The sequence below is a fragment of the Trichocoleus desertorum AS-A10 genome, assembly GCF_039962155.1.
Taxonomy (GTDB): Bacteria; Cyanobacteriota; Cyanobacteriia; order FACHB-46; family FACHB-46; genus Trichocoleus.
In genome coordinates, this window is sequence record NZ_JAMPKN010000001.1 from 529,734 (window position 1) to 546,911 (window position 17,178).

The 17,178-nt window shown below is 48.9% G+C and carries 17 protein-coding genes; 4 read left to right on the forward strand and 13 right to left on the reverse strand.

Annotated features, from left to right (window positions below):
* The gene (locus NDA01_RS02435; RefSeq protein WP_348226735.1) at window positions 1–870 is read right to left on the reverse strand and encodes a class I SAM-dependent methyltransferase; all 870 of its coding nucleotides are present in this window, start codon (window positions 868–870) and stop codon (window positions 1–3) included.
* Between the two features lie 20 nt (window positions 871–890).
* Window positions 891–2,801, reverse strand: coding sequence for an alpha/beta hydrolase (locus NDA01_RS02440; RefSeq protein ID WP_348226736.1), 1,911 nt, complete (start codon window positions 2,799–2,801; stop codon window positions 891–893).
* A gap of 240 nt (window positions 2,802–3,041) precedes the next feature.
* Between NDA01_RS02440 and NDA01_RS02445 the strand changes: the two genes are divergently transcribed.
* Complete coding sequence (locus tag NDA01_RS02445) at window positions 3,042–3,488, forward strand: hypothetical protein (RefSeq protein WP_190561665.1); 447 nt, start codon at window positions 3,042–3,044, stop codon at window positions 3,486–3,488.
* A gap of 136 nt (window positions 3,489–3,624) precedes the next feature.
* Here the strand turns inward: NDA01_RS02445 and NDA01_RS02450 are convergent, their stop codons facing one another.
* From NDA01_RS02450 to NDA01_RS02475, 6 genes are all read right to left on the reverse strand, one after another.
* Window positions 3,625–4,824: a nucleotidyltransferase family protein gene (locus NDA01_RS02450; protein ID WP_190554707.1), complete on the reverse strand. Its 1,200-nt coding sequence runs from the start codon at window positions 4,822–4,824 to the stop codon at window positions 3,625–3,627.
* A gap of 339 nt (window positions 4,825–5,163) precedes the next feature.
* On the reverse strand, window positions 5,164–5,994 hold the full coding sequence (locus tag NDA01_RS02455) for a segregation/condensation protein A (RefSeq protein ID WP_190433730.1): 831 nt from the start codon (window positions 5,992–5,994) through the stop codon (window positions 5,164–5,166).
* 149 nt (window positions 5,995–6,143) lie between these two features.
* The gene (locus tag NDA01_RS02460; protein WP_190433729.1) at window positions 6,144–6,494 is read right to left on the reverse strand and encodes a LapA family protein; all 351 of its coding nucleotides are present in this window, start codon (window positions 6,492–6,494) and stop codon (window positions 6,144–6,146) included.
* A gap of 148 nt (window positions 6,495–6,642) precedes the next feature.
* A complete protein-coding gene (locus tag NDA01_RS02465; protein ID WP_348226737.1) occupies window positions 6,643–7,731 on the reverse strand; it encodes an AI-2E family transporter in 1,089 nt (362 codons plus the stop codon).
* A 37-nt stretch (window positions 7,732–7,768) separates the two neighbouring features.
* Complete coding sequence (locus tag NDA01_RS02470) at window positions 7,769–8,668, reverse strand: DUF3153 domain-containing protein (RefSeq protein WP_348226738.1); 900 nt, start codon at window positions 8,666–8,668, stop codon at window positions 7,769–7,771.
* A 64-nt stretch (window positions 8,669–8,732) separates the two neighbouring features.
* The gene (locus tag NDA01_RS02475) at window positions 8,733–9,266 is read right to left on the reverse strand and encodes a hypothetical protein (protein ID WP_348226740.1); all 534 of its coding nucleotides are present in this window, start codon (window positions 9,264–9,266) and stop codon (window positions 8,733–8,735) included.
* Between the two features lie 298 nt (window positions 9,267–9,564).
* On the opposite strand from NDA01_RS02475, the gene NDA01_RS02480 reads away from it, so the two are divergent.
* Window positions 9,565–10,026 carry a hypothetical protein gene (locus NDA01_RS02480; protein ID WP_348226741.1) on the forward strand — a complete coding sequence of 154 codons (462 nt, stop codon included), beginning with the start codon at window positions 9,565–9,567 and terminating at the stop codon, window positions 10,024–10,026.
* Here the strand turns inward: NDA01_RS02480 and NDA01_RS02485 are convergent.
* The 4 genes from NDA01_RS02485 to NDA01_RS02500 all read right to left on the reverse strand — a co-directional run bounded on the left by NDA01_RS02485 (window position 10,023) and on the right by NDA01_RS02500 (window position 13,662).
* Window positions 10,023–11,051, reverse strand: a complete 1,029-nt coding sequence (locus tag NDA01_RS02485; RefSeq protein ID WP_348226742.1) for an alpha/beta hydrolase — start codon at window positions 11,049–11,051, stop codon at window positions 10,023–10,025. The two genes, NDA01_RS02480 and NDA01_RS02485, sit on opposite strands and share 4 nt — an antisense overlap.
* A gap of 21 nt (window positions 11,052–11,072) precedes the next feature.
* Entirely contained in the window at window positions 11,073–12,092 is a 1,020-nt protein-coding gene (locus tag NDA01_RS02490) for an alpha/beta hydrolase (protein ID WP_348226743.1), read from the reverse strand.
* 5 nt (window positions 12,093–12,097) lie between these two features.
* Window positions 12,098–12,991 carry an acetylglutamate kinase gene (gene argB, locus NDA01_RS02495; protein WP_190433721.1) on the reverse strand — a complete coding sequence of 298 codons (894 nt, stop codon included), beginning with the start codon at window positions 12,989–12,991 and terminating at the stop codon, window positions 12,098–12,100.
* A 110-nt stretch (window positions 12,992–13,101) separates the two neighbouring features.
* Window positions 13,102–13,662, reverse strand: coding sequence for a shikimate kinase (locus NDA01_RS02500; RefSeq protein WP_348226744.1), 561 nt, complete (start codon window positions 13,660–13,662; stop codon window positions 13,102–13,104).
* A 265-nt stretch (window positions 13,663–13,927) separates the two neighbouring features.
* Between NDA01_RS02500 and NDA01_RS02505 the strand changes: the two genes are divergently transcribed.
* Window positions 13,928–15,184 carry a hypothetical protein gene (locus NDA01_RS02505; protein ID WP_348226745.1) on the forward strand — a complete coding sequence of 419 codons (1,257 nt, stop codon included), beginning with the start codon at window positions 13,928–13,930 and terminating at the stop codon, window positions 15,182–15,184.
* A 169-nt stretch (window positions 15,185–15,353) separates the two neighbouring features.
* Window positions 15,354–16,553 (forward strand): hypothetical protein, encoded by a 1,200-nt coding sequence (locus NDA01_RS02510; protein WP_348226746.1) that lies wholly within the window; start codon window positions 15,354–15,356, stop codon window positions 16,551–16,553.
* A 122-nt stretch (window positions 16,554–16,675) separates the two neighbouring features.
* On the opposite strand, the gene NDA01_RS02515 is transcribed toward NDA01_RS02510, so the two are convergent.
* Entirely contained in the window at window positions 16,676–17,107 is a 432-nt protein-coding gene (locus NDA01_RS02515; protein ID WP_190434389.1) for a hypothetical protein, read from the reverse strand.
* Between the last annotated feature and the right edge of the window lie 71 nt (window positions 17,108–17,178).

The window sequence follows — 17,178 nt, forward strand, 5'->3', positions numbered from 1 at the left end:
CTACGCGGTAGGACAGTGGCTGTTGCTTGGTTTTTGCGCCACAAACCAATAATTCTGACAGAACGGGGAGAAAATGTAGCTCAAAGTTGTATCCGCTAGCTGCCAGCCTTGAGCGATCGCTGCCGAGGTGCGAATACTTCCGGGCAAGTTGCCCCAAAAATTGCGGGGCAAAACTCCATAACGTTGTAACTCTAACAAGTCATAGCCTGCTGCTTGGCACAAAGCTTGAATGGATTGGTGAGTATAGCGATAAAGGTGGTGGTGTTTGTTAGGGACTAGCGCGGCGATCGGGTCAATCCAACTGAACTGGTTGGGCAAGTGGTAGCAAATGAAATAACCGCCCGGTTTAAGCAGGCGAAAAATCTCTTTTAAGCTGGCGATTTCATTCCCTCCAGTTTCTCGTACATGCTCTAAAACGCCCACAGAAACCACCGCATCAAATTGTTGGTCGGCGTACGGGATGGCGATCGCATCTGTAGAAGTGCCTTGCTTAAATTCGTAAGTAAATTGATTTAGCTTTTGTCGTAAGTAAAAGTCTTCAAAGGCATAACCATAAGCTTGATAATCGGAGCGGGCTAGGAAATAGGAGAAGTGACCATTGCCGCAACCCCAATCTAAAACCGCACTCCTTGGAGCTACATATTGCTGCAATAACTGGTAAAGCTTTTGGTACTGCTCCGCGCTGGTGATACTTCTAAATTGGGATAGATTACACTGACGATCTTGGGCTTGCAGTCCAATCAATTCCCCGATAATTTGTTGATGCTTAGGCACTGGCACGGATAACTTAATCTCAAGACAGCTAAAATTTGCTTCCTTTAGAACTGTATGCGCTTTGGTCAAGTCTTGAACAGGGCGATCGCGGTTCATGCGCTAGAAGCGGCTCAATTCTAGGGCACCGTAGGAACTAGCTCCTCCAGCGGGACGGGCGCGGGCAATGGCTCGGAGGGAGAGGTTGCAGGGGGCGTAGGGCCAGGTTCTGGCGGTACGGTTGGTTCTTCTGTCTCACCATCCAAGGCTTGGGTCAATTGAGCAGCAGTAAAAGATTGCACTAAATCCAGTTTGAGCGGCGCTCGGCTGATGTTAGCGGCATAGGCAGAAGTTAAGTAAGGTCGAAATTGCTCTTGATTCGTGATGTGAGTTTTAAAGAAAGCCACGCTTAAGGCTTGGATATAGCGGTAAGCCAACGCTGGAGCTGCCCCAATCACTGGGGTAGGAATAGGCACAACTTCACTATTAGTAGCAGAAGCACCAATGGCCGAGAAGTGAGTAGCTCCATTCATCAGCACTAGATACTTTTCTGGCATGGTGAGCCAAGTAAACGGTCGAATTTGCTCAGGCAAGGCAGGCGCAACTGTGTCGGCATTGGCAGCAATCATCATCAACGGTACTTGGATTTGGCTCAAACTCGGTTCTCCAAATACAGTGCTATCAACCGGATTAATCGCGATCGCGGCTTTAATGCGAGGATCTCGTAACTCGTACTGCCGCCCTGCCAATTCCCGCGCCCGACATTGCAACAACAGTGATAAGTTCAAAGACTCATTGCTGCGCTGACAGTTCTCGGCCAATTGCTCAAAGTTCAACGTCGCCCCAGCTACAGAGAGAGCTGTGTAGCCTCCGAAGGATTGCCCGACTACTCCCACTTGTTGCAAATTGAGCCGCCCTCGAAACAACGGTTCAGACTTAGATCGCCGCTCCAACTCATCCAGCAAGTATTTAACATCCAAGGGGCGATCGACAAACTCAAAGGATTCAGCGACATCAGTGGCTGTACCACTCAAGAGTGCCTGCAATCGACCCGCATTACTCCCCAAATGCTCTGGCAAAGCTACCACAAAGCCGTAGGAAGCCAGATGCTTAGCCAAATAATCGAAGGTCGTGCGATCTGACCCCAACCCGTGAGAAATCACAATCACTGGAGCTGGGTAAGGTTGGGCCTGGTTTTGTGCAGCGCTGGCCAATGGCATGTAGATATCAACTGGAAACACCCGTTCTCGAGGAACTTCTATCGGCGGACGATTGGGAAATCGTTGAATAGTTTTACGGGTGCGATCGCTCAAAGTAATGGTGGTTTTCTCCCACTCAAATCCTCCCGTTTGACGCAAGTCCGCGAGGGCAGAAAAATCAGTCACAGGTGCCAAAGCCGCTTCTGCCGTTGCTTGTTGGCTAATTGCGACAGAGGCTTGCCTTGTTTGCTCCACAAATTCATCCAAGGCATTAGCAATTTCTAGGCTGCGACCCAAGTTCACTCGAATGCCATCCGTGGGAAATTGTCGCATCACATTGAGCAAGGTCAAGCCCTCTGGCTGAGCTGCTGCCAAAATCAAGGCCGAGCGAATGGCATAAAACCCAGTCTGACGCGCCTCTGTTTGAATCACCTGCCCCAAGCGCATTAGTAACGTTTCCGCTTGGGGGGTGTAGAGGAACTGAGAAACGGCGACCGACGAAAGTTGAATTGGTGTGAGTAGAACTTCTCGTAAATCTTGCAGCTGTTTGGGGTCTGCATATTGAGCGTAAGCCGCTAAATCATCATTGATGGTGCCCGTTCTGGCATAAGTCTCTAATGTGTCTACGGAAATGGAGCGTTCGACGGAGCCATAGGAGACGTAAACACGTTCTGCCGCTGCCGCCGGGTGAGTGAGACTGGGTAGTAACAGCCCACTGCCCAAGACTCCCAGTCCTAGCAGAGCCCAACGTTTTACAGGGTGAGTCTGAACAACGCGATGGTCAGTAGAAACAAGTTGCAATTGCCACCGCCGCAGGGTCAGGGCCACAAAACCAGACAAAAAGAAATTCATGGGGTTGCACTCAGGGCTTCTCGTCACACCACTCAGGGTGAGCAGTCAGTTGGGCAATGATTTTTTAGGTAGCGACTGGGTACCTGAAACCTTATACGCTCATATGTGCGATTGATCCAGTACATTTCCCAATTTCTAACCTTAGCAATTGAGACTGAGTTTGCTGCTCAATTGTTCAAGGATTTGGCAGCCTTTGACCCCCTAAGCTAGATTAAGAGCGATCGCTAGAGGTCTGAGATCATGGGTGCTTTCACACCTCAATCAAAGCAAGCCTTACACAAACAAGCCAAAACTCCGGGTTCAGGTTCACTGCGATCGCCTCAGCAAATTGTCGTCTTGGCTGGCTCAGGCATCCTGCTATCTTTAGGACTTTGGGTTGTCTTAGTGGTGGGGGAGTATGTGACGATTGGAGGCGTACCCTTCTCGGTCATCGTCAGCTTTCTCCAAGACAACACCGCCAGAACTGCCTATTTTGAGGGCAACAGTACCCAAGTGCACGATCGCCTCAGCGAAATGGGCGTTGAGGAGCAAATGAAAGGCTATTATCGCGATCGCATTGCCGATGAAGTCAAGCTAGATCAACATATCCATCAAGTGTTGTACGATCGCACGGGCTATGTGGGTCAAGCTTACCGGGTGAATGCTCAAGGAATTTTAGTACTGCGGCAACCTGTAATCAGACCTTAGAGCCTTCGTCATGCTGCTGTTTTATTCAGCACCAACAAAAAAGAGTGTCAACAAAAATCCGACCCTCGAACTTAAAGCATTCAAGAATCGGATTTTGATTTTGCTCAGAGGCTAGAACTAATCTGAGGCCCGACGCTTAGGAAAGCATGGCTCGGCTATCTTTGCCGATCTCGCTGATATCCTTGCCGAGGAGTTGCGCGATCGCTTGCCGTTCCAGCGCTGGCTGAGAGGGAATTTCTTGGCGAGCATCGGTGATTAACCAGTCGAGGGCTGCCGCTTGGACATCAATCGTTGCCCCGGTTTTATCAACACAGTAGCGACCAAAGACCAGCTTATCTACCAAGCGTACCCCAGGACCTAGCCGTGAGTATTCAAAGATCACGCTGTTGTCAACGGTTGCCCCACCACAAATGCGGCAGTTAGGGCCAATGTAGGTGGGACCAACAATCTTGGCTCCATCTTCAATTCGAGTCATGCCGCCGATATAGACTGGGCCTTGAATATCAACTTTGTCCCAGTTCACGGCCACATTTAATCCGGTGTAGATGCCTGGTGCGACTTCATGTCCTGGAATTTGCACATTCTTAACGTCGCCCTGCAAAACTCCACGCACCGCGCGCCAGTAGTCAGGCACCTTGCCGATGTCTACCCACTCAAAGTCCATTGTAACGCCATAGAAGGGCGCAGCCATTTCTACGAGTTTGGGGAACAACTCACCCCCAATGTCAAACTCGCAGCCTGAGGGAACGTAATCTAAAACTTCAGGCTCAAAAATGTAGATACCTGTGTTGATGCTAGTGCTTAGGGCTTCATCTACAGCAGGCTTTTCTTGGAAGGCTTTGATGCGACCTGACTCATCAGTTACCACAACCCCGTAGCTGGAGACTTCTTCCCTGGGCACGGATTTCATGATTACAGTGGCGATTGAACCTTTTTCTCGGTGCCATCTCACTGCCTCGGTAAGGTCAAGATCAATCAGGGCATCGCCGCACATCACCACAAAGGTGTCGTCGAAGAAAGGGGAAAAGTCTTGAATTCGGCGCATGCCTCCTGCCGAGCCTAGCGCTTCACCGACCAACTCACCATCTACAATGCGCCCTTCAAAAGAGTAAGCAATTTGGACGCCAAACTTCTGCCCGTCTCGGAAGTAGTTTTCAATTTCATGGGCTAGGTGGCTGACATTGACCATAATCTCGTCAAAACCATGCTGGCGCAAGAGTTCTAAGAGAAATTCCATCACTGGCTTTTGCAGGATTGGAATCATGGGCTTGGGAATGGTGTAGGTAATCGGACGAACGCGCGTACCTTTACCAGCTGCCAGGATCATGGCTTTCATAAATATTTATCTCTCACCCTAGACCACTACACTGTCAATAATCGATACATTATTTGGCGGTTGAGTTCCAGTGCTGTGGCACTCGCTCTCCTCCCCCTCTCATTACCAAACGGCCTCAATCAGCCGCTTTGGAAAAACTCGTATTGATGCAACCCAATGGTTTGTAGATAATCTACCAACCATTCTCTTCATTGATCTCAACCTGACTGCCTAACCCGGCAAAATTTATCACTACCAGACATAACTGGCTGGGAGTCGCCAAGATGCTAACAGATCTTTTACATTCTTGGTGAAACTGGCTTGGTAAAACTGGTGATCTGTTTTGCTAGGATGCTCCGCTTATTCGGATACTGCAAAAATAGGCAATTCTGCGAGACTCCGAACTTTTAAGTCTTGGTAAAATTCCTCCTGCGATAACTCTACTTTGGACTGAGCGGACAAAAATAGTAGCGCCCAGAAGATGGCGACGCGATCGCTGGTGCTGTGATGCGAGCCATTAGATAAGCCAGGAAGATCTAATTCTTGCTGAGCAGCACCCGACCATAGTTTTATCAACAAATCAAAGTCTAGCCAATCTTCTCCTTGGGAGATTTTTAGCCATTGGGTCGCCAGGAATTGGTCTAATGCGGCTGCCACTTCGGAAAGGTTTTCTTGGTGCGCTAGTTGCGCGATCGCTCGGACTGCTTGGCTGCGCGATTGGGGACGGGGGCGACGGGGGCGCGTGCGGGGAGCGGCTTCGACCATGCTTGCGGCCATCAGTTCCAGTTGCTCAATCAGCTCCTGCAAGGTGACTCGGCGGTTTTGCGGCGGTTTTGCCACCGCTCGTCGCCGTAAGCGCCGTTCTAGATGTAGTGGCATCTGAGTTTCCATCAACCCATCTGGCTCTAGGAATTCCCCCTCGTCGAGCACTTCAACTTCAGAGGATTCGGCCCGGACTAACGTGTCAGCTTTGAGGAGCACCAACATGGAGGCGTATAAAAAAGCCTGCCCAGAACGAGACAGGTCAGCTTCGTAGGTAGCTCGGTTCATTTCTACTGTGTCGCTGGGAGTCAATTCACTCAAAAAGCGATCGATCACCTCAATTACTTGGACATCCCAAGGGTCAATTTCACCCCGCTCTGCCAACTCGGTCAGTAAGGCGATCGCGCTTTGGGCCAGAGACAGAACCATGCCACCAATTCCTACTTGCTGTTAATGCGAACAAAGGCAATCGCCGCTAAGACAATCAGGCCCAGCAAGAACACTGGCACCATCAAACTCCAGAGACTATCAGGGTTAGTCAAATCAGCAGTCCACATCCCAGCCAGCCTCCCAGCAGTCTAGACTTCTTGGGCCATAGAATCAACCGCAGGCAGTAGGGGTTGCTGGTTTTGCAGTTCTGCTTTGTAGCGATCGAGGTCTTGTTCTAGCTCTTCAATGCGTTGCTCCCGCTCTTGAACTTGTTGCAAGCCTTTGCGAATTTCCAGCATGTGTTGTAGTTGGGCCCAAACGCTGAAGACCCAAGCCAGTACTGCACCCACGCCCAAGGCCAAAATTAGCTCTACTGCTAAGGGAGCTTGAATTTGGATGTCTCGAACAATATGAATGGTGGCAGGTTCGGTATTTTCTAAGCTGAACAAGACTAGAGCTAGCGCAATGACAAAGATGATTAAAAAGTTAATCTGGCGCATTTATCAACTCCTCAATTTCACAGGTCTGGCTAACTTCACAAGTTTTTTAAGCATCATCAGGACTGTAACTTAAATCTCAGATCCTATATCTGAAGAAAAGCTTAGCAGCCTGCTCACTCGATCGAATGGTTCTGTATGGTTCAGTGAATTAGCGGTGCACCTGTTTCTCTTCTGGCAAAACTTCTGTAGTAACGACTTTGGGGCGGTTGATCTCCCGAATTGCATCAATAGTGCTCTTAATGGTGCCTGCGATCGGAACGGCTACTAAAACGCCGAGTAATCCCGCAATTTGCGCCCCCATCAAAATGGCAATAAAAATCCAAATGGGGTTTAGTCCGGTGAAATTGCCCATCAATCTAGGAGCCAAAACATTGTCCTTAATCTGCTGCATTAAGATTGCGGCAAAGGCCACCTGTAGCGAGAGCCAAAAGTCTTGAAACATGACCAGCAGGATCACGACCCCAATTCCCAACGTGGCTCCAATAAAGGGAATCAGCTCAGCCACGCCAATCAACAGGGCAAAGAGCAGCGCAAAGGGCACCCTCAGCCCGATGAAAATGGGAATCAGCGTTGAGAACATAAAAAATCCCAACAACAACTGACTGATGAAAAAGTTTTGAAAATTTAGGCGCAGAGAGGCGCTGAGCGGTAAACCAATGCTGGCTGGCAACAAGTTGACTAAGCCTTGCCACATGCGATCGCCGTAGAGCAGCATATAAAAGGCCAGCACCACCACCAAAACCAAGTCAAATAGCCCCGAAACCGTTATGATTGCCAAACCCAATGCTTGACTGGCTAAAGCTTGTAACTGATTTTCGATTTGGTTGTTAATCCGAGTGCTAAAACCTTGGAGGTCTAACGGGAGACGATGTGCTTTCGCCCAAATGTCTAAAGAAGCTACATGACGCTGGCTATCCGCTAGCGACGCAGGAAGCTTGTCCACAAACTGAGCGGCTTGCTCCACCAAAATCGGCACCAAGGTCACACCCAGCACGACTAATAGCGCCAGTGCTAGCAGCAGAACCGCGATCACGGCTTGAGAACGGCTAATTTGAGTCTGTTCCAAGATCTGCACCGGATAGTTGAGCAGAAACGCCAAAATTGCCGCTACTACTAGCAGCGTAATCGAGTGCTCAAAGTAGCGAAAAACCTGCGACAGAATCCAAACGTTCAAAGCTACAATTGGGCCGCTCAAACCCAATAGAAACAAACGCTGGAGATTGTTTGAACGGCGCATTGTAGATAATCCGTGAGTCAGCAGCTAGCAGGTTTGACTAACCTTCTGGGGCAGAAACTTGAGTCGAACCCGCTGTTTGTCCTGGCAGAGATTGATACTTCAAGTACCACCCACCTAGCACTAAAAAGACGATGACCACAGTGCCAATTCCTAACGGGCTCGGTAGCCAAAAAGCTGCTTCTAAGTGGTTGATCTCGCCTGGTTTCAGCGTCCAAATCAATTCATGACCTTGCTGACGACGCTCCGCACTAACGGCGTTAGCTGCCGTGTCGATGCTGCGGGCTCCCCAAGGCGTGTTGAGTCGAAACTCCAAGTCTAATAATGAGCTAGGACTCACCAACAAATCTCCATTGGCACTCGTCACACCGAGCGATCGCAAGTCGAGAGTATAGCTGAGGCGATTCCGTAGCAGGAGCAAGAAGTTACTTTGCGCCAGCTGAAAGTCTGACGTAATCTCAGGCAAAACTGGTTCGGCTCGTTTCGCCGTACCTTTTTGGGTTGATGGCTGCAAAAACTCGCTGAATTTAGTATTCAGATCAGCGCCACTACTGAAGGGGATGATGGCTGTGACTTCTTGGTTAGAGTTGCGGCGGATTTTGCCACCTAAGCGCCGAGTCCGCTGTTCGACCGTCTCTAGCCACTGCTGAGCGCTGGCTCCACTCAAGCTGGTCAAGCGATCGTCCAACTTGATGTGTTGGACAATTTCACCCCGGTTGGGACTCTCGAAGTTGATGCCGACATCATACTGAACGCAACCAGAAAGCAGTAAGGAAGCTAAGAGCATCATCCAAACCACTCGAAAGCGCCTAAGCTGCTGTCCTAGCTTTTGGGCGATCGCTTTTGTGATTGTCTGAGTTGCCCGACTTGAATGGCGAGTTGTGAGCGATGACTGCTTGATCGTTCTACCCACTGGCTTGACTCCCAGGTTGATTCCCATACTTGCTCATCCTATCTGTTCTGTTGCAGCGGCACTAGTCTGTAGTTAAGGTATGCAACAGCTTTTAGCTAAACCACCACAAACTGCCCAAGATTAGCGCCATCAGACCTAAGGCGAACCAGAAAAAGTTGGCATTTCTAGAGCTAGCTTGACCGAGATTAAAAGGAGACTCCGGTTCTTCGGCTGCGGTTACTCTGCGGGGCGATCGCGCGGGTGCCGTTCCCGCACTGCCTCGCCGATCTTTAGGATCGCTTTCCGCTAAAGTTACCAAATCGGGAATTTGGGTCAACCATTCGGGGCGAGTATTTAATTTAGGGGCTTCTAGGATATAGAGTAACCGCTTACTTTGGGTACGAGTTTGCCAGTCGGGGTGCCGAGTTAACTGCTGACACAGGGCGATCGCTTCGGGGCGCTGGTCTGCGGCTTCATAGGCTGTCACCAACCACATTTGCACCTCTCCACCCAAAGGAGACGTACGGTTGACCAAAGCACTGGCTTTTTCTAAATGCTGCACCGACTGGCGATACTGTCCTCGCTCAAAGGTAGCTTTGCCAGCCTCGTATTCAGCTTCAACGATTTCTAGGTTTTCTGAACTCACGCTTCTTAAAGTTAGATCAGGACTGGGACTGGGCCAAACATCAACATGCTTAACTTATTCGCCTTAAATCACACTACAAATCTGGAAGCTGCTACATTTCTGAGCAACTTCGATGCTTTTTCTACCGTCTAAAGCTACGGTAAAGCACCTTTCAAGATCCTAGCAAAGGGCGTTAGTCTAGATCTGAGAGCTAGCGATCAGTTGCTTTGAGAAATTCATACCTGTCAGGGTGTCGCCACGTTCAGCCTTGAGGTTCAGCTTTGGCTTAGTCAATCGCTCCTACTTTCAGGTCACCCTTATGTCTCACTCTTCTCAGTTACAGTCTGCTTTCCAGTTCAGTTTAATTTCAACCTTTGCTTTAGTAAGCATTGGTGGCTCTTTGCTAAGTGCCACTCCGGTAGTAGCAGGTCAAAAAGTGACGATTAGGCGCGTGATTTTAGTCAACCAAGCACCTAATTATGTGATTTACCATCCACCTCAGATCGACCCCTTATTCTTGAGTCCCGCGATCGCCTCACCTAGTTTTTCTAATCACTATGGTTCCGTGGGTTATGGGTGTTTTCATCCCTGTATTACGCCCTATCCTGCTGTGGGTGGAACGAGCCAGAACATTCTCAACGGCAGCGTGGTGAATTCTACCTTAGTGAATCCGGTGGTAGTCAACTCGCCCATCTACAACTCCACCTTGGTCAATCCCGTGATTATCGAGCGACCTCGGTATCGTCCTGGGGTGCGGGGGTCTTTTAGTATTTCGTTCTAGTCAGCGCCAACATCAGCCTTATTGCGGGCCAGGACAATCTCTCGCTTATCTACCATTGTCATCATGGCAGGCATGTCTGCCGAGACTCGTTTCTGCCAGTTCAACTCAGCTACTACTGCGTTAAAGGTCTTACCTTGAGTCATGCGGTAGCCAATTTCTTCTACGTCCTTCCAGGCTAAGCTGCTTTCGGTATAGGCTTTGGCCATCGTGATCAGCAGGTTTTGGTACTCGTTGCCTTCCTGCTTAGTCATCATGGTGTGGGGGATGTCGAGGACGCGATCGAAACGGTGATACCAGGTTTTGGGTTGTCGTGACAAGACAGCACGAAACATAGCTCTGTGGTCGTTATTGCCGACTGCGCGATCGCTCTCGCTAGAAATGATCAGCATGGGAGCCACCGGATCTAGAGACTTGGAGCGAGTCAACACCTCTTGGCCAATATTCAGAAAAACTCGTAAGTTCGGCAACAAAAATCCAGAATAACCAACGGGAACGCTCCCTGGTTTGCTTTCCCACTGAAAATAGGAACTGGCCTTTTGCACGAACAAATCTATGACTTTGCTGCTGCTACTGAGGTAGGGAGCGAATAGCAGCGTGCGATAAATCTGCTGCGATCGCTCGAAGGCCAGCCAATTTGCTAGTGTCCCTCCCCCTGAAAGGCCACCGACAATCACCTGCTTTCCTAGTGCTTGTGCCTGCTGGAGCCATTGCAAGGCGAATTGCTTATAAATTGCTGGATCGCTTGGGAGCGGGGGAGGATTGTCAGGCCCCCAATTGCCAGTGACGCCATGCCCTGGCATTAAAGGAACCAACACGTTGTAACCCGCTTTGTAAAACGCCTCAGCTATGGGCTGAAACTGGTAGGGTGCGGCTGTAAAGCCATGAAAGAAGAGGCAAACTCGCTGGGTGGGTTGGGGGTGAAACCAGAACTTGGAGCGGCAGGCTTCATGACGCAGGGGTAGAGCATCTTCCCGCGCTTTTGCTTGCTTGGCGATCGCGGCAATCGTAGCAGAGTAATTGGGCATAAAACAGCCAGTTTGGTTTCTTTAGGGTTTGAGTTCAGCTTGGTGCGCTGCAACAATGGCCTTGAGGTCGAGCAATGCCATCATCACAGACAACTCCGCAGCCGTGCGTTGCTGAAGATTTAGCTCAGCTACAGCACCATCAAACGTGTTTCCGTGCAGCAAGCGATCGCCAATCGCCAACACCTCCGACCAAGTTAAGTTGCTTTCCACAAAAGCTTTTGCCAAGGTGATCAGCAAGTTTTGGTAATCATTCCCCTCCGCTTGGGTCATCATCGTATGTGGAATATCTAGGGCTTCGTCCAGACAGTGATACCAAGTTTGAGGCTGAAGCGTTTGGGCAGCTTGCGCCAAGGCTTGGTGATCCTGAGGGTTAGTAGCGCGATCGCTGGCACTAGAAATCACAAACATGGGTGCGGCTGGGCGATGAGCCACGCGGTCGAGCAACTCTTGGCCTAGATCCAAGAACAGGCGCAGCGTGGGAATCCGGAAGCCATCATAGCCATGATGCCCAGGCTCGTCTTTGTTCAACCATTCAAAGTAGACAGGCAGAATTTCTACCAAAAAATCGACCAATCGATTCGTGCCACTCAGATACGGTGCAAACAGCAGGGCACGAGCGATTTGCTGCGGGTACTCAGAGGCTAGCCAAGCCGCTAAGGTCGCTCCACTGGAAAGTCCGCCCACCACGACTTGCTGCCCTAAAGACTGGGCTTGCTGGAGCCAATCCACGGCAAAATTTTGATAGATGAGCACATCTGTGGGGAGCGGTGGCGGATGATCGCGATTCCAGTCGCCAGCGATTCCGTGCCCTGGCTGTAGGGGTACCAGAACGTTGTAGCCTGCTTGGTAAAAGGCTTCACCCATCGGCTCAAATTGGTAGGGGCCTGCCGTGAACCCGTGGAAGAACAAGCAAACCTTAGAAGTGGGCCGCGGGTGAAACCAAAACCGGGAACGGCAAGCAGGGTCTCGTACAGGCAAAGCATCTTCTCGTGCCTGGGCTCGGTGAGCGATCGCGGTAATTTGCTCAGAATAAGTGATCATTCGTCTTACTTCATAAACTCAGAAGCCACGAGCATGGAGCCAATGCCAGCATCAGTAAAGATTTCTAGCAGCAGGGAGTGAGGCAGACGGCCATCAATAATGTGGGCCGCTTTTACACCTTGAGCCAGCGATCGCACACAACAATTGACTTTAGGAATCATGCCCCCAGAAACCACTCCAGATTCGATTAGCTGGCGAGCTTCTTGGATATCCAGCTTGTCAATTAAGGTGGAAGGGTCATGATAATCGTGCAAGATTCCGGCTGTATCGGTCAGCAGAATCAGCTTCTCGGCTCCGAGAGCCGCTGCTAGCTCTCCCGCGACTGTATCCGCATTGATGTTATAAGCTTGCCCCGTGTCGTCTGCCGCCACGCTAGAGATGACCGGAATATGTCCTGCCTTCAGCAGCGATTCTAAAATCCGTACGTTGACGCTATTCACCTCACCGACAAAGCCAATGTCTGCTTGGCCTTCGGGGCGTGCCTTGACCAAGCTGCCGTCTTTGCCGCAAAGCCCAACCGCACAGCCGCCCGCTTGATTAATCAAAGAGACAATTTCTTTATTCACCCGACCGACTAAGACCATCTCCACCACGTCCATCGTGGCAGCATCGGTGACTCGCAGACCATTCTTAAACTGAGGTTCAATCCCCAGCTTATCGAGCCAAGTGTTAATCTCTGGGCCACCGCCATGCACCACTACAGGCCGAATCCCGACGCAAGCCATGAAGACGATGTCCCGCATCACCTTCTCTTTGAGATTGCTATCTTTCATCGCCGCCCCACCGTATTTGATCACGATGGTGCGTCCGGCAAACTGTTGGATGTAAGGTAAGGCTTCACTGAGGATGCGGACGCGGGTTGCATCCTCTTGCCGAAAATATTCGCTGTCGTTAACCATGAGGGCTGGATTGGGCGAAAAGTCAGGTCTAGTAGAGCTTAATATCCCTAAGGGTGGGAATGAAAGCCGTGGAGTCTAACGAAATGCGATCGCTCATCAACAATCGCTGACTAATTTAGCTCAGTGACTGGCCTTCGTTCTGGGCAAAGCACTGTAGGAATTTCTGCTATGACTCTGGCAGTGATTTGCTCTGGAGTTTCTCCCGGCTGCAAAGTCAGATGCAAATCAGCCTGGGCATAAAGAGCTTGGCGCTGCTCCAGTAAGCTTTGCAACTTTACCTTTAAGTCAGTCTCTCGTAATAAGGGGCGAGTCGCATCGTTTTGCAATCGGCTGTAAAGCACCTCTACCGGAGCATCTAACCAGACAACTAAGCCATGCCTCAGGTAGCTCCAGTTTTTGCGCTGGAGTACAATCCCTCCGCCTGTCGCGATCGCCAATCTGACACAAGACGATAGCTCGGCCAATACAGCAGTTTCAATATCCCGAAATGTCGATTCCCCGGTTTCCGCAAAGATTTCATTGATCGATTTTTTCTGGGACTGCTCAATCAACGTGTCTGTGTCGAAGAAGCGGTAGCCTAACTCTTTTGCAAGTAGGCGTCCTACCGTTGTTTTGCCAGCCCCCATCATTCCAACGAGGTAGAGATTGACTCCTTTTAGCAACTGATTCATGAGATTAATTTCATGAGGTTAAAAGAAATAGCAAGACCACCCTTAAAGCACCGCTTGATGAGATTTACTTCTGTGGGGTCTTCCTGTAGCTTACTGCTTTCAGTAAAACAAACCGTTAAAATCTCACCTCACCTGAGCGCCGACTGGCTAGGGCGATCGATTACTGAAACATAAAGTCTCTACTGCTCTGCTTAAAGTTGTGATATTACTAAAGGATTCCTACGTAATTTTACTCAAACTGCAATAAAAATTCCTAAGGTAATAGATGAGCTTCGATATTTTTGACGAGCGGTACTATCTGGCTACTAACCCAGACGTAGCCAATGCGGTTCAAGCAGGCTTCTTTAGCTCTGGACTCCAGCATTTTCAACTATTTGGGATTACTGAAGGGCGCGTTTCTGTTTCACCCCTCTACAACGAAGACCTTTACCTACAAGCCAACCCAGACGTAGCGAATGCGGTTGCCACTGGCAGCTTAAGGTCTGGATTGCAGCACTACATTTTGTATGGCGAAACAGAAAGCCGGGTTGGATTATTGGGCTTGTATAACGAGCAAGCTTATCTGCAAAGATATCCTGATGTCGCGAATGCAGTTCAGTCAGGCATTTTTAGTTCTGGGTTTCAGCACTTAGTGCAGTTTGGTTTTGAGGAAGGTCGCTTTGCTGCTCTATTTAATGAGCAGTATTACTTGCAGAAGTATCCAGATGTCGCCAATGCGGTGCAGACAGGTATTTTCAGTTCTGGATCGCAGCACTTTTTGCAATTTGGTCTCACTGAAGGGCGATCGGGCGGAACTTTATTCAATGAAGGTTTCTACCTACGTAGATACCCTGATGTGGCAAATGCAGTTGCTGCTGGAATTTTTAGTTCTGGTTTGGCCCACTTTGCCCAGTCAGGACAAACTGAGAACCGTTCTGGTACTGCATTCAATGAGCAAGTTTATTTAGCTCTGTATTCTGATGTTGCAAATGCAGTGAAAGCAAGGATTTTTAGCTCTGGGTTAGACCATTATTTACAGTTTGGACAATTTGAAGATTTCAGGAGTCCTCTTTTTAGTGGTAGTAAAGGCAACGATATTATTGCTGCCTCAAGTAGCGATTTTGGCTTAAATGATGACTTTGTTAATTCTGTAATGGGAGTTCAAGTCAGTAGAATCACAGCTACAGTAGAGAGCCTCCAAAACTTAGCTTTGGGAAGCTTTGGTGTAGGTGAGGTGGATACCTTAGTTGGTGGAGACGCTGCTGATGAATTTTATCTAGGATTTGGTGGTCAATTCTATGGTACTCCTACAGCCTTTTATGTAGGAGCAGGCAGTACAGACTTCGCCTTGATCAAGAATTTCGATTTGAATGAAGATTTTATTGTTCTGGCAGGTAGCGAAGACCAATATACGCGTCAAGTTGTAGATGGTAACTTAACTATTTCTAATACTGCCGGTGACTTGATTGGTGTTGTAGAGGGTGTTGTTTCGCTATCAATAATTGGTCCTAGTGTCTTGCCTGGAACTTTTTTATTGGGTTAGTACGTTTTAATTTAGATTTGACAAATCTGCCGAGTTGTGTAGATACAACTTATCCAGTGGTCTACTATTTAGGTTTAAAAGATTGCGTAGGTTCTACAAAATTCCTCCGTAAATTCCGAAATAGAAATATCTAGCTTTGATGTCTTAATCAGTACTTTCGGGTGACATCATGACCTTTGATATTTTTGATGAGGAATATTACCTTGCCACTAACCCAGATGTAGCGAATGCTGTTGCTGCGGGCTTCTTTGAATCTGGTGCTGACCACTTCAATACATTCGGATTTGCCGAAGGGCGGGTTTCCGTTTCCCCGCTGTATAACGAGAGTCTGTACTTGCAAGCAAATCCAGATGTAGCCAATGCGGTTGCCTCGGGTTTCTTTAGCTCTGGTTTAGTGCATTACATGGCCTATGGTGAAGACGAAGGACGCTTTGGCTTGTATGGGACATTCAATGAGCAAGCTTACTTAAGCAGATATCCCGATGTAGCAAATGCCGTTGCTGCGGGCTTCTTCAGTTCTGGTTTCAGTCACTTCGAGCAATTTGGCTTTGATGAAGGCCGCTTCGAGGCATTGTATAACGAGCAATATTATTTACAAAAATATCCTGATGTAGCGAATGCCGTTGCTGTGGGCTTCTTTAGTTCTGGGTTACAGCATTACCTGAATCATGGTTTAGGTGAGAATCGCTCTGGTGGGACTTTCTTTAATGAAGGCTTTTACCTGCGTGACAACCCGGATGTAGCGAATGCCGTCGAAGCGGGCTTTTTCAGTTCTGGGTTGGCTCACTTTGCTGAATATGGCGAAGAAGAAGGCCGTTCTGGCACTAGCTTTGATGAATACCTCTATCGTTCAGCTAATCCTGACGTGAATAATGCGATCCAAGCTGGCGCGTTTAGCTCTGGTGAGGACCACTATCGCATCTTTGGCCAATTCGAGCCACACCGAACAGGTTTCTTCACGGGAACGGATGGAGACGATACTATTGTCAGTTTCGGTGTTAACTCTGAATTGCTAGGAGTAAGTGAAGACCCAGGAACAGGTATAGTGCAAAGCTTAGGAACTGGCGAGATCGATTATTTAATTGGAGGTAGCGAATCTAATACCTACATTCTTGGACTGGAGGACGCATTTGGTCCTGTGCAGTTATACCTCGGAAATGGCAACAGTGATTATGCCTTTATCCGAAGCTTTGACATCCAAAGCGATTATATCCAGTTAGCAGGCTCTCCCGAAGTGTACGTTCAGCAAGTAGTGAACGGTAGTTTAACCCTCTCTACTACATCCGGTGACTTGGTTGGTGTTGTGGAAGGTTACACAGATTTCTTATCGGTGATTTCCGAGGGCCCTGGAACGTTTCTAGTAGGTTAAGGAACTTGAACTATGGGTTAAATTAATCCTAAATTGCCCAAATTGAGTGAAAAAAAGCGATCGCCTTGCTTGGACTTAAGCCAAGAGCGATCGCTTGCTGAAAAAGATAAATTTATCTAGAACTAGTGGCTATAGCCACCTTGAGGGAAAGCAGCTGCATCTTTTAAGCCATTTTGTGTCGCTTCTGCTGGATCGTTCGTCACAGAATCTAAAAACTCTTTGGTGCTCTCAGGCAAAGGCTCATTCAGGTTCAGCTTTTCAGTTACGTTTTCAGCCGCATCTTTGATCGCGCCGACGAAGCCACCTGCTTCTTTAGTGTTTGCCTGAAGATTCTTTTTGGAATTTTTGGTGTCAATTTGGATGCCGCTAGCCGTCCCAGTGCTATTGCCATCTGGGTTGTATTGAGCGGCTTCAGGGGTCGCAGCAGCTTGAGCGGAAGGGATATAGCTGATTTGACCTAGAGCAGCGCTCAAAAAGAATGTCATTCCGACTAGAAAAGCACTGAGAACTTGGCGTAGTTGAATTTGTTGTAAACGACGAATAACTCGAATCATAAACATCCTCATATAGAGCAACGTCATCAGTGTTGCTTGTTTATGCAGGACGAACATCAATCCGCCGATAT